Origin of the sequence: Thiomicrospira cyclica ALM1, from assembly GCF_000214825.1 — a bacterium.
GTDB classification, from domain to species: domain Bacteria; phylum Pseudomonadota; class Gammaproteobacteria; order Thiomicrospirales; family Thiomicrospiraceae; genus Thiomicrospira; species Thiomicrospira cyclica.
The window spans coordinates 1,580,942-1,605,591 of record NC_015581.1 but is presented as its reverse complement, the minus strand read 5'-3'; the positions used below and the strand labels follow the sequence as shown (position 1 = coordinate 1,605,591).

21 protein-coding genes are annotated in these 24,650 nt (G+C 49.2%); 9 read left to right on the top strand and 12 right to left on the bottom strand.

The features are described 5' to 3' along the window. From THICY_RS07200 to THICY_RS07190, 3 genes are all read left to right on the top strand, one after another. A complete protein-coding gene (locus tag THICY_RS07200; protein ID WP_013835954.1) occupies positions 1-351 on the top strand; it encodes a GtrA family protein in 351 nt (116 codons plus the stop codon). 183 nt (positions 352-534) lie between these two features. Next, complete coding sequence (locus THICY_RS07195) at positions 535-1,170, top strand: glutathione S-transferase N-terminal domain-containing protein (protein WP_013835953.1); 636 nt, start codon at positions 535-537, stop codon at positions 1,168-1,170. Between the two features lie 18 nt (positions 1,171-1,188). Beyond that, positions 1,189-1,605, top strand: a complete 417-nt coding sequence (locus THICY_RS07190) for a ClpXP protease specificity-enhancing factor (RefSeq protein ID WP_013835952.1) — start codon at positions 1,189-1,191, stop codon at positions 1,603-1,605. 7 nt (positions 1,606-1,612) lie between these two features. On the opposite strand, the gene mvaD is transcribed toward THICY_RS07190, so the two are convergent. From mvaD to THICY_RS07140, 10 genes are all read right to left on the bottom strand, one after another. Beyond that, positions 1,613-2,656 carry a diphosphomevalonate decarboxylase gene (mvaD, locus tag THICY_RS07185; protein ID WP_013835951.1) on the bottom strand — a complete coding sequence of 348 codons (1,044 nt, stop codon included), beginning with the start codon at positions 2,654-2,656 and terminating at the stop codon, positions 1,613-1,615. A gap of 35 nt (positions 2,657-2,691) precedes the next feature. Beyond that, entirely contained in the window at positions 2,692-3,708 is a 1,017-nt protein-coding gene (locus THICY_RS07180; RefSeq protein WP_013835950.1) for a mevalonate kinase family protein, read from the bottom strand. Continuing rightward, positions 3,705-4,748, bottom strand: a complete 1,044-nt coding sequence (locus THICY_RS07175) for a mevalonate kinase family protein (protein WP_013835949.1) — start codon at positions 4,746-4,748, stop codon at positions 3,705-3,707. Before THICY_RS07175 ends, THICY_RS07180 begins: the two co-directional genes overlap by 4 nt. 1 nt (position 4,749) lies before the next feature. Beyond that, positions 4,750-5,928: a hydroxymethylglutaryl-CoA synthase gene (locus THICY_RS07170; RefSeq protein WP_013835948.1), complete on the bottom strand. Its 1,179-nt coding sequence runs from the start codon at positions 5,926-5,928 to the stop codon at positions 4,750-4,752. A 20-nt stretch (positions 5,929-5,948) separates the two neighbouring features. Then, positions 5,949-6,986, bottom strand: a complete 1,038-nt coding sequence (gene fni / locus THICY_RS07165; RefSeq protein ID WP_013835947.1) for a type 2 isopentenyl-diphosphate Delta-isomerase — start codon at positions 6,984-6,986, stop codon at positions 5,949-5,951. Continuing rightward, positions 6,987-8,045 carry a hydroxymethylglutaryl-CoA reductase gene (locus tag THICY_RS07160; protein ID WP_013835946.1) on the bottom strand — a complete coding sequence of 353 codons (1,059 nt, stop codon included), beginning with the start codon at positions 8,043-8,045 and terminating at the stop codon, positions 6,987-6,989. Positions 8,046-8,077: 32 nt separating this feature from the next. After that, on the bottom strand, positions 8,078-8,899 hold the full coding sequence (locus tag THICY_RS07155; protein ID WP_013835945.1) for an SDR family oxidoreductase: 822 nt from the start codon (positions 8,897-8,899) through the stop codon (positions 8,078-8,080). A gap of 219 nt (positions 8,900-9,118) precedes the next feature. Then, positions 9,119-10,378: an OmpP1/FadL family transporter gene (locus THICY_RS07150; RefSeq protein ID WP_013835944.1), complete on the bottom strand. Its 1,260-nt coding sequence runs from the start codon at positions 10,376-10,378 to the stop codon at positions 9,119-9,121. Positions 10,379-10,679: 301 nt separating this feature from the next. Then, complete coding sequence (locus THICY_RS07145; protein WP_013835943.1) at positions 10,680-11,252, bottom strand: DUF302 domain-containing protein; 573 nt, start codon at positions 11,250-11,252, stop codon at positions 10,680-10,682. 178 nt (positions 11,253-11,430) lie between these two features. Then, positions 11,431-12,567, bottom strand: a complete 1,137-nt coding sequence (locus THICY_RS07140; protein WP_013835942.1) for a 4-phosphoerythronate dehydrogenase — start codon at positions 12,565-12,567, stop codon at positions 11,431-11,433. 54 nt (positions 12,568-12,621) lie between these two features. Between THICY_RS07140 and THICY_RS07135 the strand changes: the two genes are divergently transcribed. The 6 genes from THICY_RS07135 (at position 12,622) to THICY_RS07110 (ending at position 20,998) form a co-directional block, all read left to right on the top strand. Then, the gene (locus THICY_RS07135; protein ID WP_013835941.1) at positions 12,622-13,257 is read left to right on the top strand and encodes an alpha/beta hydrolase; all 636 of its coding nucleotides are present in this window, start codon (positions 12,622-12,624) and stop codon (positions 13,255-13,257) included. Positions 13,258-13,366: 109 nt separating this feature from the next. Further along, the gene (locus THICY_RS07130; RefSeq protein ID WP_013835940.1) at positions 13,367-14,752 is read left to right on the top strand and encodes a TolC family protein; all 1,386 of its coding nucleotides are present in this window, start codon (positions 13,367-13,369) and stop codon (positions 14,750-14,752) included. Next, positions 14,753-15,853, top strand: coding sequence for an efflux RND transporter periplasmic adaptor subunit (locus THICY_RS07125; protein WP_013835939.1), 1,101 nt, complete (start codon positions 14,753-14,755; stop codon positions 15,851-15,853). Next, positions 15,853-19,203, top strand: coding sequence for an efflux RND transporter permease subunit (locus THICY_RS07120; protein ID WP_013835938.1), 3,351 nt, complete (start codon positions 15,853-15,855; stop codon positions 19,201-19,203). The genes THICY_RS07125 and THICY_RS07120 overlap by 1 nt, the downstream gene beginning before the upstream one ends. A gap of 149 nt (positions 19,204-19,352) precedes the next feature. Next, complete coding sequence (gene xerD, locus THICY_RS07115; protein ID WP_013835937.1) at positions 19,353-20,255, top strand: site-specific tyrosine recombinase XerD; 903 nt, start codon at positions 19,353-19,355, stop codon at positions 20,253-20,255. A 20-nt stretch (positions 20,256-20,275) separates the two neighbouring features. Then, the gene (locus tag THICY_RS07110; protein ID WP_013835936.1) at positions 20,276-20,998 is read left to right on the top strand and encodes a DsbC family protein; all 723 of its coding nucleotides are present in this window, start codon (positions 20,276-20,278) and stop codon (positions 20,996-20,998) included. Between the two features lie 89 nt (positions 20,999-21,087). On the opposite strand, the gene THICY_RS07105 is transcribed toward THICY_RS07110, so the two are convergent. Both THICY_RS07105 and THICY_RS07100 read right to left on the bottom strand, forming a co-directional pair. Further along, the gene (locus THICY_RS07105) at positions 21,088-21,798 is read right to left on the bottom strand and encodes a TIGR04211 family SH3 domain-containing protein (protein WP_013835935.1); all 711 of its coding nucleotides are present in this window, start codon (positions 21,796-21,798) and stop codon (positions 21,088-21,090) included. Continuing rightward, positions 21,776-24,544 (bottom strand): valine--tRNA ligase, encoded by a 2,769-nt coding sequence (locus tag THICY_RS07100; RefSeq protein WP_013835934.1) that lies wholly within the window; start codon positions 24,542-24,544, stop codon positions 21,776-21,778. The genes THICY_RS07105 and THICY_RS07100 overlap by 23 nt, the downstream gene beginning before the upstream one ends. Positions 24,545-24,650 lie beyond the last annotated feature (106 nt).

Sequence of the window (24,650 nt, the reverse complement as noted above, 5' to 3'; positions counted from 1 at the left end):
GTGGCTAAAAAGTTCAGTCGCTATACTTTGATTGGCCTATTAAATACTGCGGTACACTGGATTGTTTTTGCGCTTGTTGTGAGCTTAGGCTTTAGTCAAGCCATCGCAAATGGCTTAGGTTTTTTAACTGCGGTGACGGGTTCCTATTTATTAAATTCCAAAATTACATTTAATAAAGCACCTAATAAAAAAGGTTATAGCTATTTTGTTATCGGAATGGGTTCTATCAGTGTTTTAATCGGCGCATTGGGCGACTACCTCGAATGGCCAGGCTTGGTGACATTAGTGGTCTTTTCATTCACCAGTTTACTACTTGGCTTTGGCTGGTCAAAATGGGTTGTTTTTAAGTAAGCGTAACTCGTTTTGGTGGCTCGCTTGATCAATTCCTAACAGCCTCATAACTCTAGTATCTTGGAGCATCTCCCTGTTTTGCACCCGCTTTGCTCCATTCAGGGGTCTTGACAAGGGGTGTATAATACTATTATTTGTCTATTAAATCACAGCCACGCTGTGTTTTGCGCTGAGGAGTGCTCCATGTCTGATATCCCATTAACAAAACGTTCCGTAATGACGCTGTTTTCTGATCCACGCAGTCCTAATTCGCACCGTGTTCGTTTGGTAGCAAAAGAAAAAGACATTCCGATGGATGTCATCGAAGTGGATCCGGACGATTTGCCTGAGGATCTCGTGGAGTTAAACCCTTATGCGTCCTTACCAACGCTGGTTGATCGCGATCTCATTCTATATGATGCGCAAGTCATTATCGAATATTTAGACGAGCGTTATCCACATCCGCCGCTGATGTCGGTTGATCCGATTTCAAAAGCCCGTTCACGCCAGCAATTGCGTCAAATTGAAACCGAATGGTATCCATTGGTAGAAACGATCGTGCGTAATGAAAATGCGGAAGAGGTTAAGATCGCTCGCCGCGATTTAACCGAGCGCTTAATTCAGATGATTCCCGTGTTTGCGCATCGTCCATTCTTTATGAGCGAAGACTACACCTTGGTAGATGCGAGCTTAGCGGTCTTACTCTGGCGTTTACCGTCTTTGGGGATTGAGCTACCTAAGTCGGCTAAGGCGATTACCGATTATTCGAATCGTTTAATGGAGCGGGAAATGTTTAACGAAAGCCTGTCGGACGACGAGCTGGACATGAATGACGCTTAAGCCCTTTAAGGAGAGATGATGATTTCTAATCGACCTTATTTAATTCGCGCCATTTATCAGTGGATTGTGGATAACGATTGGACGCCGCATATCCAAGTGGATGCCAATTACCCCGGTGTGCAGGTGCCGCAACAGCATGTGCAAGATGGGGTAATTGTGCTCAATCTTGCGCCATCAGCGGTGCAAGGTTTGGATATGGATAATGAGTTATTCACCTTTCGAGCGCGTTTTTCTGGTGTCGAACAGCGTTTAGCCGTTCCACCTCAAGCGGTATTGGCCATTTTTGCCCGTGAAAATGGTCAGGGTATGCCACTGCCGCCAGAGCCCTATCCTGAAACGGATCTTGGTGATGAAAGCGCAGACGCTTCTGTGGAAAAGCCTGAAAAATCCGCCAAGTCAGGCGCAAAAAAACCGGGTTTGCGCCGGATTAAATAGCGCGACCTCAAGATGAAAAAGGTTCAATAACCTTTAATCCTGGAAAAGCGGCACTGACCGCTTTTTTTTGTGCCGCTAAAAACAGCAGTTTGAGGTTCGGACCGGCATCCATCGTAAAATACACTTCCACACCCTGCTGGCGTAATGTCCAGACCTGTTGCATCGCAATAACCGATTCGGCTTGCCAATAGAGCAATGGCGGCCAGCTGGCAATCATGGTGGCGTGCATGCTCAAGGCATTGTGTTCGGCGGTAGCGCCCAAGCGACTAAAGTCCTGCGCTCGAATCGCGTCAATAATCACCGCTTTATCACGCTCCGCTTGTGCCGGCCATGCCTGGTACAGCGCGCAAGCGGCGGTCGTTTGTTGCATCCCGGCGGTAGAGCCGACCGGTTTTTCAGCGACATCAATTTCAACCAGACCGACGCAAAACTCCGGCCAGGGAGCATCAAGCGCTTCTGCAAAACTATCCAGTCCATCGCCTTGTTGTCCGGCATGCCAAATTGCAAAACCCGGGTAGAGCGAGCGGCTAGCACTGCCACTGCCCATGCGCGCCAGCAAAGACAGTTGCGTCATAGGCAATTGCCAATCGAATAGGTCATCGAGTGCTAACACCAGCGCCGCATAACCCGATGCTGACGAGGCCAAGCCGGCAGCCGTTGGCACGCTGTTTTGGGTCACCACCTCAAAAAATGGCACCTCAGCGGTACGAAACAGATTTAAAAATTCGCTAAGACGCTTGGCAAAAGGCGCACTAGCATCGAGCTGTTGGTCATTCAGCCAAACGCTATCCTGCGCCACGGCTGGTTTCAGTTGGGTTTCGCTGCCCAGACCGGGAAGGCTTATGGATACCGAGCCATTTTGTGGCAGATTTAACACCGCATCGCGCTTGCCCCAGTATTTGCTCAGGGCAATATTGACCGGCGCGCTGCCGACGCCTTGTGCTTTAGTCGAGGCGCGGTTTGGTGAATTAGCGCTCAGGGAATGGGCCGTTGCTAAAATCGATTGCACAAAGGCGTGTTGGCGAGGATCGGGTGTTTGAGCGGCGGGCATAAGGTCTCCTTGTTACGCAAGCAGTGGTTGCGGGGTCATAGCACTATCATATCAGCGCCATCAGACGTAATAGGCAAGCTAAAACATGACCAGGCCTGCATCTCGGCTTGCGCAAACCACTGGTCAATCTGCTCAGCTTGATCACTAAACACAATAATACAATCGCCCAGGCCGGAACCAGAAACTTTCGCCGCACCAAGTTGGGCAGCATCGGCAAGGCTGAGTAATTGTTTTAGTGTCGCATCGCTGACCCCCAGTTTGGCCATACAGTCTTGATAGTCCGTAACTGCCGCATAAAACGGCAACCAGGCCTGCTGTTCCAGTGCTTGATAGCCGTGTTGAGTAATGGCCCCCATGCGATGATAAAGCGCATCTCTTTCGGTTGGTCTGTCCTGCCAGTGATCCGCCACCCAAGCTAAGACGTCTGCGGTCGGGGTTTTATAACCGGCATAAACTAAGCCCAGCGATAGCCCTTGGTAGCTAGTTGGGTTTAAGGGCGTGATGCGGGCTGGTTCTGAAGCTGGTGATGAGGCCGCTTCGGAATCAGTTTCGGGTTGTAAGTAAACCACACCACCAAAAAGGCTAGCGGCCAGATCGGCGGCTGAACCGCGACCCTGTCGTTGACGAATAATCTGCCGCCCAATCTGCCAAAGTTCTAACAGGCTGTGGGATTGTTGGCTGAGTTGGTTTAAGCCAACCAGACAGGCGGCTAAGACCGCTGCCGAACTGCCGAGGCCAAGATTGCTATCGATATCACTGCTAATGTTTAATTGCCAGCCCTGGTTAGCGGGTGTGTGTTGACGCAAAGCGGGTAAAAAATAGTTTAGCGCGTCGCACACAAAGCCGAGTTTGGGATGGGGTGTTATCGCCGCTAATCTGGTGTGGTGGTTGGCCAACTCGCTAAGGATAATAAGGTCGGGGCTATTGAGCGGTGTCCAGTCGATGGTTAACCATTGATCGAGTGCGGCGACTAAGGCCGGTTGGCCATAGACCACGGCGTGCTCGCCCATCAACATGGTGTTCGCCGGTGCACGACTTTGCAAGGCGGTCATAGACTTGCCACCTCAGTGACCAGGCCTGGTGCATCCAATTGCACCGCATGACAGCGCCAGCCTTGTTGATCACAAACTGCGGCAGGACTGCTATCACCGACATAAAGTAACACGCCACCGGCATCGCCGCTGACACTGCCCGCGCCGCAAAGTTTTACCCCGCCATGGCGTTGCAATTGGGCGATAGGCTCGGTGAGTGCACTAGGAACGACGCCAAGGTTGACGAGTAATTGATGGTTAGCATTCAGCTGTTGCTGTAAACCGGCCAGGTCTTGGGACAACCAGGCCTGCTGCATCTGCTCGGTGACTTGTTTAAATTCGCGCCAAATTGCCGCTGACGCATCAAAGCGGCGAGCGACTTCGGTGACACAGTCACCCGTGCTGCTGGCTGGGGCACCGGTATCAATCAACCAGGCGTTAAGTGGCCAAGAACTTAGTGGGGTTAATCCGGTTGCGCGTTCAAAGCGTCCGACACCCCCTTGGGCGATAATACTCGGGTCAAGACCGCTGGAGCAGCCGTGTTGCCAGTTTTCTAAGTGTTGGGCTTCTTGAATGAGGCGGTTACGGTCTAGCGGCCTTGTTGAATCGACGGCAGTGAACGTTTGCCAAGCGGCTAACATTGCTAATAAACAGGCGGCGGAGCTCCCTAAGCCACGCCCCATCCAGCTTTGTGATGACAGCTTTAACAAGCAGGCCTGCTGTAGGACAGAGTTAGGTAATGGCTGACTGGTTAGGGCTAACACCACCAGATCGCTTGGGCGCGTTAGCAACCGGTTGATTGGTCGCTGGCCTCGCTGAAAAGCATCATAACGGCTGTCAAGTGTTTGTTTACGCGAGATCACCTCATCCCAGCTTAACCAGGCCTGGTGCTGAAGATCGGCAAGTTCGAGATGCAGCCCGGCGGGCGCTTGCTCATCAAAATGAAGGCTGACTTGCGTCGGTAGATCAATCGCAACCGCTAAAGCAGGGCAGTCATAGAGTACGGCGTGTTCGCCACTGAGAATTAATTTAGCAGGAGCCTGGACGCGCACCGCGTTCATGCTAGGCTCCGGTTTTTAGATAATAGCGTTTGTGATCTTGAATGCCTGCCAGACGATAAGGACCCGTATGAAAGGTGTCAAAAGTAATATTGGCATCGGTCGGTTGTGGTTGATGATAATACGCCAGATAGGTGTCGTAACTTAATGGCTTACGTTGAGCAATTTGAGCTAAATGGCTTTTGGTAAATAGATGTGCCTCATAGCCAGTTTGCAGGACGCCACTAAAAAACTCCGCAACACAGCCCGAGCCATAACTGAATAGCCCGACCCTATCGCCACTTAAATCGTGCGCTTTTTGCGCGTAATGATCCAACATAGAGCAAAAACCAACAAATAGAGAGGCACTGTAACTATTACCAACCACACGATTATAGATTTGACTCGGTTGGGTTTGCGCCAGAGTGTCGGCGTCGGTTTGTTCAACGTTGGATAATTTGACTAATTGTTTATGGGCTTTTTCGGCCATTTTGGTAAACGGAATGTGGTAACAAAAATGTTGAATATCGGCAAAGCCTCGCCCCGTCGCTTCTTGAAAGTAAGCCCAGGCCTGCTTTAGGCTATTAAGATAGACTTTGGTGGAATATTTGCCATCAACTAATGCGGTATCGCGATGATTGGGGCGCCAAAAATCCATCACGTCTTCGGTGTAATAACCCGAACCCGGCTCAACAGCCAGAATGCGTGGATTAGCGGTCACTAACATAGCAACCGCGCCACAGCCTTGCGTGGCTTCACCAGAGGTATCAACGTCATAGCGAGCAATATCCGCCGCAACCACTAAGATACGCTCATTTGCATTCGCACGAACACTGTTAACGGCCATTTGTAAGGCCGCGGCACCGGCATAGCAGGCGTGTTTAAATTCGACCACGCGACAGCGATTTGGCAGCCCTAATAAGCCATGCAAAAACGCGCCTGCCGATTTCGACTGATCGACTCCCGATTCGGTGGCAAAAAATACCGCGGTGATTTGACTAGAGTCACAGGCCGCTAATAAAGGATCACAGGCTTTAGCGGCCAGTGTGACGACATCTTCGTCGGGCGGGGCAATCGACATTTTTTCTTGCCCGATGCCGACAAGGTACTTGTTCGGATCCTGATTTTTTTGCTGCGCAAATTCATCCAAGCCGAGGTAAAAGTCGGCGGTGGCAAAATGGATCAGATCAATACCTACATTCATGCGTAATCTAAGCTTCCATGTTAAGGCTGCACCAAGAGGGCATCATTTAAAAAAAGGTCTGTTGTCGAAGCCGCGCCCACCAAAAACTGAGCCACTTGAAATGCCTGTTTAAATTCAGTAATGGTTTGAATAACGGCATCCGTGCTTTGTAGAGCGGGCGATAAAAAGGGTGCCGCAACGCCACAGACATAGCCGCCCATTATAACTGATTTCACCATGTCAATGCCATTACGGATTCCACCGCTGGCAATAAAGCGAGCCTGATCCTGAAAAGACCGCGCATTATGCAAGGATTGCGGGGTGGTGTAGCCCCAGTCTTGAAACAGCAGGCCCAGTGCTTGTTGACCGGGTTGATGGGCGCGTTGGGCTTCAATTCGACTCCAAGATGTGCCACCGCGCCCAGCCAAATCAAACCAGCGGACACCGGCGTCCAAACCACGTTGAATGTCTTGCCCCGATAAGCCACAACCGACTTCTTTTAAAATGATCGGCACGGGTAAGTTTTGCGCGAGTAGCTCGATTTTGGCACATAGGCCGGCAAAATTGCGATCGCCCTCAGGCTGAATCAACTCTTGTAGCGGATTAAGGTGCAGAATCAGCGCATCGGCTTCTAAGCAATTCACCGCGCGTTTGGCCTCATCCAAACCAAAGCCGTAATTGAGCTGTACCGCGCCGATATTGGCAAGCAGTGGCACCTTAGGCGCATAACGCCGAATTGTAAAGCTTGATTGTGCCTCGGCACTGTCCATCATCACCCGCTGGGAACCGACCGCCAGCGCAATCTGTTGGTCGGCGGCTGCTTCGGCTAAATGGCGATTGATTTTTTCGAGTTGGGAACCGCTACCACCAGTCATCGACGAAATTAATAAGGGAAAGGATAGTGTGTGACCAAATAACTCGCATTGGCTATCGAGTTGGTCAAAGTTAATTTCTGGCAGGGCGCAATGACGCAATTGAATCTGGTCAAACCCAGTTTGTTGGCGATCGACACCGCTATCCTGCAATACCGCATTGATATGGTCTTGTTTGCGTTGATTAATTAGGTTGAATTCGTTCACTTAGCGCTCAAACTTTAAGTGGGCGGCCATCAATTCACCGGGGTTGGTTTGCGCCGCCAGTAAAGACAGCTCGCCACAGAGCGCTGTAGCCCCGGCAATCGCCGCCAAACGACGTGCATTCGTTCCGGGCTCGACATCGGTCGCCGTACAACCGAGTTGGGCGAGATTGCGCTGCACAAAATCCAAGCCTTTGCCATTACCCACACTACCGACAATCAAATTGGGCAGGCTGGTCGAAAAATATAACTCGCCTTCAGGGGTCACTTCCGCGTGATTAATGGCTTGCGAGCCTTCGACGATGTTGGCGGCATCTTGCCCTGTGGCTAAATAAAAACCGAGCAGCATATTGGCGACATGGGCATTGGCACTGCGCAGGCTACCAGCGGCAATCGATCCGAGCAGGTCTTTTTTAATATGCAAATCGACCAGCTTGGCCGGAGTGGTTTTTAAAAAGCGCTGGCAAAGTTTGTCACTGATCCAAGTTTCACACACAATATTCTTACCGCGGCCTAAGATGCCATTGACCGCGGAGACTTTTTTATCGGTGCAGTAGTTACCGGAAATCGACACATAACTCAGTATTGGGTATTGCTGAAGTAACCATGGGGTTAATTGATCGGTCGCTTGAGTGACCATATTATGCCCCGAGGCATCGCCGGTGCTAAATTCCAAGCGTAAATAGAGCAGGTTGCCAATAATTTCGCCATTAATATCGAGCAGTTTGGCAAAGCGACTGGTTTGCGCGACCACTTGCTGTAAGTCGGCTTGACGCTGTTGTACTTGGCGCAACACCTCTAGGGCTTGCGCGGCATTGGGTGCTTGCAACAACAGGGAGCGGGTCATGCGTTCATTAATTACGGTCACTTGAATGCCACCGGCATGGGCAGTGGCGCGAGCTCCGCGCGCGACCGATGGCCAAAGCGGGGTTTCGTAGGTGGCCATCGGCACCATTATGTCATCGGCATTGACGACACCGGTCAGCTTGAGCGGGCCAACCGAGCGCATAGGAATGCTGGCAAATTCAGTATAGTCTGTGGGAGATGCTTTCATGTTCGCCATTATAAACGAGAATACGCAAATGTCACGATGCGCTAAATTAAGCTGGCATAACCTTCTTGATAGGTCGGATAAATAAATTCATAGCCGGTGGCACGTAAGCGCGCGTTACTTAAGCGTTTGTTACTGCGCATCAGGCGGCTGTTTTCGGTCGGTTCCGCGTGCTCAATGGTGCCAATGCTGAGCTGTTCTGCGAGCCATTCATAAACTTCACAGGATAGGGTCGGTTGGTTATCCACCCCAATATATAGGGCATCTGGATTGTCCAGTTGCATCAGGTGGCTTAGTGCGCCCACACAGTCGTCGGTGTGAATACGATTGCTATAAACATCCTCCATGCACTGAGCTTTGCCTTTCATGACCTGGTCGATAATATGGGTGCGCCCTGGGCCATAAATGCCGCCAAAACGCACCACAGTAGCCGGAAAGCCGGCAGTAAGCGCCAGCTGTTCGCCTTCTAAAATGCGTTTGCTGGAAAAGTTATGTTCTTCGGCGAGGCTGTCTTCGGTAACCCATTCGCCATCGGATTGACTAAATACCGAAGTGCTGGAGGTAAAAAACAGCCGTTTAATCGCTTGGCCAGCCAGCGCACTGAGCAGGTTTTTCATGCCGGCGACATAGGCTTGGTAATAGGCGAAATCGTTGTATTTGCCGGCTGAGGCCATATAAAACACATAATCTAAGCTATTGGGCAGTTCCAAGGTGTCTTGGTGCAGGTCGGCGGCAATCGGCTGAATGCCTATGGGCAGTAGGTCGGTGTTGCGGCGAATGCCATAGACTTCATGGCCTTGGTCGATTAAATGACTGCCCAGGCGACTACCGATGTCCCCACAGCCTGCGATTAATACCTTTGCCATACGATCCCCTTCCAATGCTGATAAACGTGTGCGGTTAAATTTTTGGCTAGTATGCCCAAGTTTACGAGTGCTGAAAAGATGGCAAGTGCAAAAATATTGATAATAAAGTTGGATAATGAGATTTGATAATAAAAAGCCCCGGGTGCTTGCGGGAACAAGCCGACGCCGGGGCGGGTTGGGTTAAGTTGGGTTAGCGTGACTAACCCGGGGTCAACGCAATTAGAAGTTCATGCGTAACGCCAAAGTGTAACCCAACTGTGAGTGGGTGACTTTGTGGGAGGTTGGGGGTGTTTGATTAGAGTTGTTAAATGTTGCAGTTACGGCTGAAGTATCGACTTTTTTGGTTTTTTGCGCCGCATAGGTCAAAGCCATATCCACGGCTAAATTGTCGGTGAAGCTGTAACCGCCGCCAAAGGTAAAGTGGCTTTCGACCACTGCTGGGAAGAAGTGGTTGTTCAGTAGGTTAATTGCCTGGCTGGCATAATCACTCCCCGACTTTTTCTTAATCGGTTCTTTGCCGTAGTTATAGCCAACGCCTAACCAATAGTTATTGGCGGTGTATTTGGCACCGACCGCAAACACATTTTGGTCTTCCCAGTTAAAGTCCTTATAGCCTTTGGCCGCACCCCAACCAATGCGCTTGTAGTCTGCGGTGTACATCATGCTACCCATGGTGTAAGCGGCACCCACTTTAATTTCAGACGGTTGCTCGAGGTTATCACTGAAACTAAGCCCAAAACCCGTTGCTGCCGTTGAGATTTGATCTTTGTATTTCATATCAATCGCCGACTGATAAGCCAAGCCAAGAGTTAATTCTGGGGTGACATCAAAATAACCACCCAAATTGAAGCCTAAACCGTAGGCCATGGACATACCGTTACCAATATTGAATAGTTCACCACCGTTATTACCATCAGGAACAAATTGCTTGTAGTTAATATCCAACGCACCATACTGAATCACCGGTGCAAAACCAATGCCCCAGTTAGTGTCGTTGTAAGCAAGGGTTGGCGCAAACTTCATTAGCTGTAGGTTACTGTAACCATTGAATAAACCAGTCCCGTCGAATTGATTTGCGTTGTCACGATAATCGACTCCCATGCCCGCGGTGCCAAAAATTCCTAAACCAAACACCCAGTTGTCATTAATGCGGGTGGCCAGGGAAACTTCTGGAATCACACTTAGATTGGCATCACTGGTTTGACTTACAGGACCAGTTTGAGATGCAACATCAGTCTCGGCTTTCACACGCGGCATAAACACCGTACCGCCAATCGTAAACTCTGTGCCTTGCATCTTACCAATCAACGCTGGGTTGGTTAGCGCGTTTTCAGACCCGAAAAAAGCCGCGGCACCGGTGCCGCCCATTGCGCGTGATTGGGCGCCCAAACCTATTAAATGGTCGCCGTTGGTGGCTAAAACAGGTTGCGAAACCATAGCGGCTGTGGCGATGGCTAAAGCTAAACGAGTGGGTTTCATGATTAGTATCCTTTCTGTTATCGATCTGTTTTTTTATGGTTTGAATCGTTGTAAAAATGCACAAACTTAATGCATTTTCAACTATGCGTTAATTCGGATAAAAAAGATAATCGATAAATTTTTACGATGGATAGAAGAAGTTGATAGTAGATAAGCAATTGATAATAAAATAAAATTATTAAAAAATAATTTTTATGCAAGTATTAATTATTCTAATTAAAAATAACTTATTTGAGAGACAAAAAAGCCGACGCCTAACAAAAGGGTGCGCCGGCAAGGGGAGGAGAAGCGGTGGTTATGATCAGAAAACGTCGCCAGCAGCGCCCTTCTCCATCATGTTCCACATTGCTTCACGCACAGCCATAGTCAGTTCTTTTAATTCTGGGGGCATTTTTTTGCCCATTTTGATCATCATATCCATGTTCATGGTGTAAAGGTGTAAGCCGCCATCATGTTCCACAATAGTAATGCGGCAGGGAAGGAACGCGCCCATGGCTGGACTGAAATCGATCATCTTACGAGCGGTTTCTGGGTTGCAATAGGACACGACGTGAATAATGTCGGACTCCACCCCGCGGCTGTTAAGTTCGCGCGAAAGTGGTAACTGGCCCACATCCATGAGGCCAGGTGTGTTCGTTGCGACGTTATCCAGCGCGTCTAGAATGTCCTGAAGCTCTACACCTTCCTCCGCTTGGCGGTGCCAAACTACCGCATAACCAATGTCGCCTTCACTTTCAACCCAGCGATCCCAAATTTCATTGAAAGTGCCCCAAGCGCCTTCTTCAAGATTGCTAGCGGCTTTCATAGTGCCACAGCCTGAAAGCAATGCAATTAAACCGGCTAAAAAGCCAACTTTTAATACCGTCATATTCATGGTTAGTATCCTTTTTATGGTTACAACGAGGTTTCGGTGTTAAGCGAATTCGCAATCAATATTTGTTTTGATCGGAATTAAGACTACTCCTGTTAACACCAAAAGAGAAAGCGAATTTTTTTGGTGACGAATAATAAAAACTTATTAGAATTGTTTAATTCTCTAATATTAGAAAAAACTAATATAATTGAAATCCTAACGATTGCAGGGCATCGTTCCATGCTTTTTGCGCGGTTTTAGCGACTTGGTGCTCGGTCCATTCTCGGCGGATTGGGTAATCTCGGCGTTGTGTTTCGAATTGCTGCCAAACCTGTTCGATGCGGTCAGCCTGTAAACGCTGGTGGTCGTGATGCGGATTATAGGCCTGATGGAGCAGGTCTAAAAGTGTCGCAGGCCAGCTGTTCAGGTGGGTGTTTAGTTGCAAGGACGCGGGTGCGCTGGGGCAGGCCTGCTGCCAAGCGATTTGGGGGGTGGTGCCCCAAAAAGCGCAGAGCTGTTGGTAAACCCATAAGCCGCCTTGCAGTTTGGCTTCGTAACTGTGTCCGGCAATGTGTGGAGTGGCCATATCTGCTTGGTGAAATAATTTGGAGTTGATTTTAGGTTCGTCTTGCCAGCAATCGACTAGCTTGGTGGTCATGGCGCTGTCGCACCAGGCCTGCTCATCGACTATGCCACCGCGTGCGGCATTAATCAGCACCTGGTCTGCGCGCAGTTTAGCGAGGCGGTCAGCATTAAGCAGATTCGCACTGGGGTGCTCGTCATCAAGGGTTAGTGGTGTGTGCAAAGTGATAATATCGGCTTGGTTAAGTAGCGTGTCTAAATCGGACCATGACCCGGCTTCACAGGCTTCGCCACGCGCTTGGCGAGGCGGGTCGTTTAACAATAACTGAAAACCCAGTGCCTGTGCTTTTGCTACTACGCGTTTGCCGACATGACCAACGCCCACGACACCGAGAGTTACTTGGGCAAAGTCCTGCTGGCGCAAGCAGGCCTGCTCCACCGCGAGCGTGATAATATATTCACTCACCGAATTGGCGTTACAGCCTTGTGCTGAATAAAAATGAATGCCTTGTTGCGCTAACCAGGCCTGGTCAACGTGATCTAGACCGACCACGCTACTGCCAACAAACTGAACGCGACTGTTGGCGAGCAAGGCTTGATTAACTTGAGTGCGTGAGCGCACCACCAGCGCGTCTGCATCGGCAACAGCTTGGGCATCAATGGCGCGGCCGGGAAGTAACATAATGTCACCGAGGTGGCTAAACATCTGTTGCGCAAGTGGTAGGGCGTCATCAATGACAATGCGACGAGTCATGGTAGCTCCAAGTAGTTATCTATTTAAGTAGTTTTAATATTAGGTTATATGATTATGACGCAGTTTAAACGACCACAGGCGTTATTTGTACCCGGGCCGACAGGATTATTGGAGTGCCGAGTGCGTCCAGTCAAACCGGGGCTGCGACCCCGTGGCTTAGCCGTGCTATTGCATCCGCATCCACTGTATGAAGGTAGTATGAATAATAAAGTGGTCACTACGCTCGAAAAAAGCTTTTTGGATGCCGGTTGGCAAACCTTAGCGTTTAATTTTCGCGGTGTGGGGCGCAGTGAAGGCGTTTATGATGAAGGACGCGGCGAGCAAGCCGACTTAGCGGCGGTCGTAACTTGGGCGCAGGGATTGTATGGTGAACTGCCTTTGGCACTCGGCGGATTTTCGTTTGGCAGTTATATTGCCTTAAGTCAGGCTGAGGCGTTACAAGCGCGCTATGTGATTACCGTGGCGCCGCCAGTAAGTTTGTATCGATTTGATCAGTTGGCTTTGCCCGTTAGCGCTCGTTGGAGTTTGATTCAAGGAGGCCAAGATGAAGTAGTGCCACCGCATAAAGTAGCTAATTGGATGCGCGGTTTAGCTGTTAGACCCGATGTTTATTGGCGTGAGCCGGCTAGTCACTATTTTCATGGCGAGTTGATTTGGTTGCGACGGATTGTTGCCGCTTGTTTGAGTTAGATTATTGAATTATAATATTAGAATTTACTAATATATTAATGCATTTGCCGTTGTTAGCAAGGGTGCGTATGCTTAGGCAAATAAGATAAATTTTACAAGGAAAGCGAACATGAAGCCTCGTATTTTGGCTGTGGCGTTAAGCTGTTTATTCTCGAGCACGCTCGTCGCTCAAACAGTTGAATTTAGTGAAAGTGTTAACCAAACGCTGTCTCAAAACCCGCAACGCGATGTGACTGCGGCGCAAATTGATCAGGCGCAAGCCGCGCTAAGTCAGGCGGAACATGGCCGGATGCCACGGTTTAATTTGTCTTTTGGCGTAACCCATTCTAATAATCCACTAAATGTGTTTGGCATGAAGTTACAGCAGCGTAATGCCACTTTTGGTGATTTTGGGTTTCGACAGTTTGACCCCTCGAGCCCAAATCCAAATCTTAAGCCTGACGATCTAAACAATCCCGACCCCTACACGAACTTCAACACCGCGCTGGAAATGCATTTGCCGATTTGGAATGGTGGGCGTATTGCGCACTTCCAGCAACAGGCTGAAGCGATGTTAGCGGCCGCGCAGCAAGGCGATGTCGCCGTTCAGCAAATGCTGACCTATTATGTTTATGAAGCCTATGAAGGCGTGCATGCCGCGCGGCGTTTTATTGAAGTTGCGCAACAAGCCTTAACGGCGGCGCAAGCCTATGTGAACACCACTCAAAACCTTGTTAATCAAGGGGTGGTGGTGCGCTCTGAATTGCTCAGTGCTCAGGCCAATGCGGCCGAAATCTCGGTATTACTCGAGCAAGCACAAAACCAAGAACAAATGGCCTTAGATGGTTTACGAATGTTAATGGGCTTGGCGCCTAATGCGCCGCTCGATGTGGGCGCTCGGGTTGCGGTGGTACTGCCGTCGGACGATTTGGATAGCCTGCTTAACCAAGCCTTATTAAATAATCCGCAGTTACAAGCCAAGCGTCGGGCGTTGTTAGCCCAGCAGGCTGCCGTTGGTGTCGCCCGTGCGGATCTGTATCCGCAAGTGAATATGATGGCGCGCAGTGAATGGAATGATGACCGTTCAGGGTTCAGCGCTCAGTCCTATACCATTGGCGCGATGGCAACTTGGACTTTTTATGATTTTGGTTTTACCCAGCGCAATGTTGATCAAGTCAATGCCAAGTTGCGCGAAGAACAAGCACAGTTACGCAGTCACGAATTAGAAGTGCGAATGCAGGTTTTGCAGGCCTGGCGCCAGTATCAAAATGAACTGAAAAAGCTGGCCGCTAATGAAGCCGCCGAGCGTTTTGCGACTGAGGCACAAGAACTGGTGGCGCGCCGTTATGAAACCGGCATCGCAACCATGACCGAGGTACTAGCAAGTCAAGCGCAATTAGACAAGGCGCGCGCCGAGCTAGTCAATTCACAATATGCTATCAACCTACAAAAAGCCCGTTTGCGCTTGGCAACCGGCTTAATGAATTTAGATGATTTGAGTTTGGAGAACCTATAAATGAAAACTTATTCTTTGGCTGTTGCCGGCCTAGTAGTCCTATCACTAGGTTTAAGCGGATGTAGTGATGAGCCGGCATCGACCAGTTCTCAAAACGAGGCGGTTAATACCCATGAGGTTACGGTGACACAGGTGCAATTAGGCACAGTTCCGGTTTTGGTGAGTGTGCCAGGTTCCGTTGTGCCCGATCAGCAAGCCCGTATTGCCTCGCGCTTGATGGGGAATATTCAAACCCTACCAGTGCAACTAGGTGATCATGTTAAGCGGGGTGATTTGCTATTTACCATCGACCCGCAAGATATTAATAGCCAAATTTCACAAGCGCGAGCGGGCTTCCAGCAAGCCCAAGCGGCATTAGAAAATGCCCGCGCGGACTTTGACCGTTTTAACCAACTGTTGCGCGAGGAGTCGGTGTCGCGCCAGCAGTTTGAAGGCGTGCGTTTGCAATATAACGTGGCACAAGAAAATCTAGCGGCGGCTCGTGCCGGTTTAGAGCAGGCTGAAGCGCAATTAACCTATGCCAATGTGCGTGCCCCTTTCGATGGTGTGATCGTGCAAAAGCTGGCAGTGGCCGGTGATTTAGCCGCACCAGGTAATCCGATTGTGGTGATTGAAAATCTGCGCTCGTTAAGTGTTCAAACGGAAGTATCGCAAGATTTATTTGCCGCGATCAAAGTCGGTGATAAAGCCTTGATTCAGGTGGATGGCGTGACCGAATTGCTTGAGGGTGAAATTTATTCTCTGGTCGCGGCGGCAAATCCTCGCACGCGTGGTCATACCACTAAATTAAGCTTGCCTAGCCTAGAAAATGTTAATTCAGGCACCTTTGCACGGATTAGTTTTATTCGCGGCGAGCGTCAAGCGATTTTGATACCACAAACGGCGGTTATCAATCGTGCCGGTATTGAAGGGGTGTTTGTGGTTACTGATGATGAACGGGTGCAGTTCCGCATGGTGCGGTTAGGGGCACAAAAGGGTGCCGATGTTGAAGTACAAGCAGGCCTAGATATGGGTGAAAGTATTGTATTGACCAATAATCAGACCCTGGTCAATGGTGACCGTGTCGTGACTCAAACAGCGATTATGGAGCGCAGTGAATAATGGCCGACGCTCAGAATCAAGTCTCGCAGGATACCCTGCAACTCAATAGCGCGGGGAAACTCGCAAAACTATTCATTCACTCCAAAATCACTCTGATGATTATGATCGCCATTTTATTGGCCGGTCTGTTGTCATTGTTTATGACACCGCGTGAATACAATCCCCAGATTGTGGTGCCGGCAGCCAATATTATGGTGCCGAAAGCCGGCGCAACGCCAGAAGAAGTTAATAACATGGTGGTTAAGCCACTCGAAGCGATTATGAATGCGCTGCCTGGTGTGGAAAACACCTTTGGTTATGCCACCAGTGACTTTGGTGTCGTAACCGTGCAGTTTAAAGTCGGCGAAGATCAAATTGATAGCTTGGTGAAGGTTTATAACCAAGTGATGCAAAACATGGATCGGATGCCACCGGCGACTCAGCAACCGATTATTAAGCCCATTAATGTCGATGATGTACCGATTTTAACCTTGACGCTGACGTCTGAGCGTATGGGTGGCTATGACTTGCGTGATGTTGGTTTAAAACTGGTTGAACAGTTACGCAATGTGCCCGGCGTATCCTTTACTGAGGTGCTGGGTGGTAAACAGCGAGCGGTTAATGTCTGGCTGGATTCCCAAAAAATTGCCATGACTGGACTATCACTTGAAGACATTAGCGACATGCTGATGGGCTCGAATGTGTCGATGCCAGTGGGAAGTCTCGTCCATACCAATCGTAGTCATCCCGTGCGGGTTAATGGTTATTTAGGTAATGCCCAAGAAGTGGGCGATATTATTATCGGCGCCGATAAAGGCCAACCCATATTCTTACGCGATATCGCCACGATTGAAGAAGGCCCCTTAGAAGACGAGATTCATACGCGCATCGGTTTTGGACCGGCAAGTCCATTAGGTTTGCGCGGTGAATTACCAGCGGTCACCATTTCGCTTGCCAAAAAGCCGGGTACCAACGCGGTTACGGTTTCTAATGCGGTGATGGCGAAGTTTGGCGAACTGCAAACGGCCATGCTGCCTGCCGACGTGCAGGTGGTGGTGACCCGTAATGATGGCGAGATGGCCGATAAAGCCGTTAACGTGTTGGTTGAAAGTTTGATTATTGCGATTGTTGCGGTAGTCATTATTTTGATGGTGTCTTTAGGTTGGCGTGAGGCGCTGATTGTGACCTTAACGGTACCGCTGATTTTGTTTGTGGTGCTGATTGTCGGTTATATTTTTGGCCAAACGCTGAACCGAATTACCTTGTTTGCGTTGATTCTGTCACTGGGGTTACTGGTCGATGCCGCTATTGTGGTGGTCGAAAATATCCACCGCCATGTACGTCATGGGGTTGACCCAAAAACCTTTGACCAGCTATTGATTAAAGCGACTAATGAAATCGGCAACCCAACCAACGTGGCGACCCTAGCGGTTATTTTAGCCTTCATTCCGATGCTGTTTGTTACCGGCATGATGGGGCCGTTTATGGCACCGATTCCGTTTAACGTGCCCGTGGCCATGATTGCCTCCTTGTTAATTGCCTATATGTTGGTGCCTTATGCCGCTTATCGTTGGTTGGGCAAAAACGCCATCAAGAAAATGGCTGAAACTGACAGTATCCAGTCACACCACCCAGAAAAAGAAGATTGGTTGCAACGGGGTTACGTCAAAATGCTGGCGCCGATGATTGCCAGCCGTACCAAACGTAATATTTTCTTGTTTGTGGTGTTGATGAGTTTGTTTGCGGCAATGTTCCAGCCAGCGGTGCAGTTTTTACGTGAAGATGGCATGAATAATCCACTACATCCGTTAGGTGTGGAAGTCAAAATGTTGCCGTTTGATAATACCGATACCTTCTTGGTGCAAGTCGATATGCCACAGGGAACGGCTACTGAAGCGACCGATCGCGTGGTACGTTTTGTCGGGGATATTATCGGGCGGACTGATTATGTCAGCGATTACAGTGTTTATTTGGGTATGCCGGCACCGATTGATTTCGCCGCCTTAGTGCGTGGAGATTTGATTAAGCAGGGTGAAAACTTTGCTCAAATCCGCGTCAATTTATTGGAAAAAGAGCGTCGTTCACTCAGCTCGCATGAAATCGCGCAACTGCTTTATGATCGCTTTGCGATGGTGCGTCAAGACTTCCCTGAAGCGAAGGTGAAAATCTATGAAACGCCTCCAGGACCACCGGTCACCGCGCAGATTTTGGCCGAGCTCTATGGTCCGGATTATGACAAGTTGCGTGAAGCAGCGATTGAGGTGAGTGCCAAGTTCACCGAAATTTACGGCATGATCAACGTCGATAATTCCGTGACTGACGATGTTTTAAGCTATGAAATTAACATTGACCGTGAAAAAGCCAACCTGTTGGGCATTGCCCCCGCGACAGTTAGCAAAATGCTGCGCGATTATGTCAGTGGTTTTAACCTGGGTTATATGCACTATGATAATGTGCGCGAACCGGTCAATATTGTGGTGCGTTTGCCACGTGCGGAACGGACGGTGCCCGAGCAGTTATTGACCTTACGTGTCAATTCCTTCTCTGGTGAGGCGGTTCCCTTGTCGGCGATTGCAACGATCGAAGAGCGTATTTTGGCGAAACCAATTATGGGTCGTGATCAACACTCGATGACAATGATCAGTGGTGAGCTATTACGTTCTAGTCCAGTGTATGCGGTATTAACCCTGGATAAAATGCTCGATAACGTCACCTTGCCGGAATCGGGTGTGACCTTCCAAACGGCTAACCTAGGCTTTATTGAGGCGCAACCGAAAGATGTCACCGATTACACCTTGCTTTGGGGCGGTGAAATGCGCCTAACGCTGGATGTGTTCCGTGATATGGGTAGTGCCTTTATTGTAGCACTGGTGTTTATCTACCTGATTTTGGTGGGTTATTACCGTTCATTCATGTTGCCGTTTATTGTGATGGGTGCGATTCCTTTGACGATGATTGGGGTTTTCCCAGGCCATTGGTTGCTGGGGCAGGCCTTTACGGCAACCTCCATGATTGGGGTGATTGCTCTGGCCGGGATTGTTGTGCGTAACTCTTTGTTGCTGATTGACTTTACTTTGGAATATCAAAAAGAGGGTAAATCTTTGCGTGACTCGGTGATTGAGGCTGGTAAGGTGCGTGCCAAAGCCATTATCTTGACCGCCTTAACGATTATTTTTGCCTCGATTGTGATGATCCCAGACCCCGTATTTGGTGGTTTGGCGATCAGCTTAATCTTTGGGGTGATCTCATCAACGATTCTGACGCTGTTTGTTATTCCGTTGATGTACTTCATTTGGCAAACCTATTATCCGTCGCCACCCGAGTTGACCGATATGGCCAAAATCGAAAAAGAGTTGTTGGCTAAGGCGTAAGTCTTGGTGAAGAAGCTCTATTGGTGGTAACAGATTAACCCCGGTTAGCAGGCATGCTAACCGGGGTTTTTTGTATAATGCCAAAGCGAGTAATGCCAAGGCTAGGCCCCTATTTTTTCAATGACCTGATTAGGAGCGGTACATTTGTTATGCCATTTGATCAAGCCTTAGCCGCATTTATGCGCTATTTACATTTAGCCCAAGGCTTAAGCCGTGCCACTCAGCAGGCATATCAGCGGGATTTGCGCGATTTTGTTCTGCGGGTGGGTGGTGAGCCGGCGTTAAGCTCGACCGCATGGCTCAACTGGCAAGAAGCAGATATTCGCCAGTATCTGACGGGTTTATCGGTGGAAGCGAAACCGCAAACGCTCGCTCGGCGTTTGGCGGCCATTAAGCGTTTGTATAAGTTTGCGTTGCACCAGGCCTGGTTGTCGGTCCATCCCGCGCAACAACTGCAGGCGCCGAAACGCCAACAATCGATTCCTACGGTGTTGTCTGAGCAGAGCATAACCGCACTCCTGGCGGCACCCGATGTAAATTCGTCTTTAGGTTTGCGAGATAGAGCGATTTTAGAGCTGATGTATGCTACGGGATTGCGTGTTTCGGAAGTGGTCAGCCTGCCTTTGGCGCAGGTTGATTTAACAGCAGGCCTGCTAATGGTGGTGGGTAAGGGTAATAAACAGCGGATTATTCCGCTGGGGGAGTGGGCGCAAGATTGGCTGGCCCAGTATTTAGCGCGCGCACGACCAGGCCTGCTGAAACCAGGTGCGACGCTTGATGAGGTGTTTATCTCACGAGTCGGTCGGCCAATGACGCGACAAACATTGTGGCATCGTATCCATAATCTTGCGCAACAGGCGGGTCTCACTGGTACACTATCTCCCCATGGTTTACGTCATGCGTTTGCTACGCATTTAATTAACCATGGTGCCGATTTACGCAGTGTGCAGTTATTGCTTGGACATAGCGATTTATCGACCACGCAAATTTATACGCATGTGGCGAAGGCACGTTTAAAACAGCTTCATCAACAACATCATCCGCGCGGTTAGCCGGATTAGAGGACTTATTTATGATTAGATCGTTTCAGACGCTGGCATTAGCCGCGCTAATGGGCGCCAGTGCGATGGTTCCGGCCATGGCCGACAAAGAACGTATTCAACAAGTATTATCACAAATGGCACCGGGTGCGCCCGCGGCGGATATCCAAGAAACCGTGGTTCCAGGTTTGTATCAAGTGGTCTTAGGCGTCACGGTGTTTTATATGACGGCTGATGGTAAACATGTGTTTAACGGTAATTTAATTAATCTTGAGCAAGGGGTGAATTTAACCGAACAGCGCTTAGAGCAAGCACGGTTAGATGCTTTGAAGGCGATTGATCCAAACTCGATGATTATTTTTAAAGCCAAAGGTGAAACCAAGCGTCAGGTAACAGTGTTTACAGATATTGATTGCCCATTTTGTAAGCGCTTTCATAATCAGGTTGAAAAGCTAAATGAAGCCGGTATTGAAGTGCGTTATTTGGCGTTTCCACGTTCGGGTCCTGGTACACCAAGCTTTGCAAAAATGGAGTCGGTGTGGTGTAGTGCAAATCCGGTTAAGGCGATGGATGATGCTAAAAATGGCTTAGAGCCTGAAGCCCAGCGTTGTGAAAATCCGGTGATGTCGCATTTCCAAGCGGCACAGTTCTTTAATGTATCGGGTACGCCGACGATGATTATTGATGATGGTCAGATGGTGCCAGGTTTTGTGCCTGCTGAAGAGTTGATTCCGGCGTTATTGCAAGGCAACTAATCATTTATAGCAAGTCTTATATTTAATAAAAAGGCACGATAAATTTATCGTGCCTTTTTTGTAAGCGACTACAGTGGTGTTAGTCGTGATTACACACTGTCCCAACTGCCGCGACGTTTTGGAATTCTAAAGAAACGACCCAATAACAAACCTAATAACAATACACCCGCACCGGTTAAAAACCATTGGCGTTTAACCGCATCACCCGCTTGGGCAATTTGTTGGCGCATAATCACCTGCTGAGCTTCTAGTTCATTAATGATTTGACGCATTTCACGGTTTTGCTCATCCAACTCAACCGCTTGGCCTGAGATTTCACGGATTTGTTCGAGTTCACGACGCGCTTCAAAATGCGCTTGTTTTAGTTCCGTTAACTCGGTTGCAACCACGTCATGGTTAACGCGAAGTTGTTCATAATCACGTCTCTGTTCATTAAAGCGGTTTTCAAGGTCGGAAAAACGCGCTCGTTGCTCATTGAGTAATATCCGTGCTGGCGGTTGATTTTGAATTGAAATCTGATGAATCCAGCCTTGTGATGTGCGGTTATTATAATTAGCTTCAACGAGTGACCAGCCATCACTGGTTTCTAGAACTTTAAGGGGGGTTCCTGGTGGCAACATCCGTTCAATGCGGAACTCTACACCGGCACCACGGCGTATTGGTTGTTCGACGGCATCACTTACGTAATGGGTAAACTCTTGAGCCTGAAGCGCAGGGCTGGTCATTACGCCAAATTGCAAACTACCGGCCAGAATAATTGCGCTCAGGGTGCGGCGATTAAAGTGCTCGAATTTTGTCATGTTGTTGCTCCAAATTAGTCAGGGCCGATTGAATATCGGTAAGTTTTTCACGCTCTTTTGCGACGACCGCTTCGGGCGCGCGAGCGACAAAGCTTTCGTTACTGAGTTTGGCGGTTAAGCGTTCAAATTCAGTATTGAGCTTAGTAATTTCTTTGTCCAAACGGACAAGTTCGGCTTCTTTATCAATCAGGCCAGCCATCGGAATTAAGATATTCATGTCACCAACTAATGACATGGCTGACTCAGGCGCATCACTTTCGTTTGCCAAGGCCTCAATCGACTCCAATTTTGCCAGCGTCATCAGGAATACACGGTTATGGTCTAACCAGGCCTGGTCCTGGGTAGATACTTTGGTGAGTAGCACTGGCAAGGGTTTGCCAGGGGCAATATCCATTTCCGAACGAATACGACGCACCCCCATAATAAACTGTTTTACCCAGTCTAGCTCGGCTTCCGCTGCGGTGTCGATTTTACTTTCATCCGCTTGTGGATAAGGTTGTAGCATTATGGTTGCACCGTGTTTACCCGCCAAAGGCGCGACCGCTTGCCAGGCTTCTTCGGTGATATACGGCATCACAGGATGTAACAGTCTGAGCAGGCTTTCGAGGACCCGCACCAGGGTTTTACGGGTGCCTCGTTTGGCGGCATCAGATGAATCTTTATTTAAAATTGGCTTGGCTAATTCTAAATACCAGTCACAGTATTCATTCCAGGTGAATTCATAGAGTAGGTTGGCGGCTAAATCAAAACGGTATTGCTCGAAATGACGCACCACTTCGGTTTGCAGGGTTTGTAATCGCGACACGATCCAGCGATCCGCCAGTGAGTATTCCACTGGCGCGGATTCGTCGACCCCGGTATCAAAGCCCTGGGTGTTCATTAATACATATCGGGTGGCATTCCAGAGTTTATTGCAGAAGTTGCGGTAGCCTTCGCAACGGTTTAGGTCAAAGCGAATATCGCGGCCGGTTGAGGCGAGTGACGCGAAGGTAAAACGTATCGCATCCGTGCCAAAAGCAGGAATGCCATCGGCAAACTGCTTGCGAGTATCTTTTTCGATCTTAGCGGCTTTTTCCGGCTGCATCATGCCATAGGTGCGTTTATTGACTAGGCTTTCTAAGTCAATGCCATCAATTAAGTCGATCGGATCGAGAACATTGCCTTTTGACTTCGACATTTTCTGGCCTTCGGCATCACGCACTAAACCATGGACATACACCTGTTTAAACGGCACTTGCCCAGTGAACTTCAAGCTCATCATAATCATCCGCGCAACCCAGAAGAAAATAATGTCAAAGCCGGTGACTAATACCGAAGTTGGGTGAAATTTTGCCAGTTCCGGCGTTTGTTCTGGCCAACCGAGGGTGGAGAAGGTCCAAAGCGCGGAGCTAAACCAGGTATCCAGTACGTCATCGTCTTGTTTTAACGGACGGTCGCCTAGGTTATGCTTGGCGCGGACTTCGGTTTCATCACGTCCGACATAGACATTGCCTTGGTCGTCATACCAAGCGGGGATGCGGTGTCCCCACCAGATTTGACGCGAGATACACCAGTCCTGGATATTGTTCATCCATTCAAAATAGGTGTTTTCCCAGTTTTTCGGTACAAATTCAATATCGCCATTTTTCACCGCGTCAATCGCAGGTTTGGCCAGTTCTTGCACCGCGACATACCATTGGTCGGTCAGCATCGGCTCAATCACCGCATGAGTGCGGTCGCCTCGCGGCACCATCAGTTTATGCGGCGCGATTTTTTCCATTAAGCCCAGCGCTTCAAGATCGGCAACGATTTGTTTGCGCGCTTCATAACGATCCAAGCCTTGATACTTTTCTGGCGCGTCCGTGTTAATCGCCGCGTCTTGGGTAAAGATATTGAGCATCGGTAGGTTATGACGCTTGCCCATTTCATAGTCGTTAAAGTCGTGTGCCGGGGTGATTTTGACACAGCCCGTTCCGAACGCCGGATCTACGTAATCGTCGGCAATAATCGGGATTTCACGACCAACCAATGGCAAGGTGATGGTTTGACCAATCAGATGTTTATAGCGTTCGTCTTCCGGGTGTACCGCCACTGCTTGGTCACCGAGCATGGTTTCTGGACGTGTGGTTGCGACCACCAAATGCCCTGAACCGTTGCTGAGCGGGTAACGTAAATGCCACATACTGCCTTGTTCTTCTTCTGAGATAACCTCTAGATCAGAAACGGCGGTGTGTAATACCGGGTCCCAGTTGACCAAACGTTTACCACGATAAATCAAACCCTCTTCATGCAGACGCACAAATACTTCTTTAACGGCGTTTGATAAACCATCGTCCATCGTAAAGCGTTCGCGACTCCAGTCAGGTGATGTCCCCATGCGGCGGAGCTGTTTGGTAATCGTGCCGCCGGATTCAGTTTTCCATTTCCAGATTTCATCAATAAATTTGTCACGCCCAAGATCGTGACGGCTTAAACCCTTGTTGGCCAGTTGACGCTCTACCACCATCTGTGTGGCGATGCCGGCATGGTCGGTGCCCGGTTGCCACAGGGTAGGTTTGCCTTGCATACGATTGAGGCGAATCAGAGTGTCCATAATCGTGTCTTGAAAGGCATGGCCCATGTGCAGGCTGCCGGTCACATTAGGTGGTGGAATCATAATGCAATATGGGGCTTTAGCCGAGTCAGTATTGGGTGAGAAATAACCGGCGTTTTCCCAAGCTTGATACCACTTGGCTTCAATCGTAGTGGGGTCGAAATGTTTATCCATGATCTGTTTATTCGTGTCTGAGTAAAAATGTGGTTAATTATAACAAGCGTTTATAAAGAGGTGCGAGGGATTATGATGTTTTGCGTGTCTCATCACACAACACAAT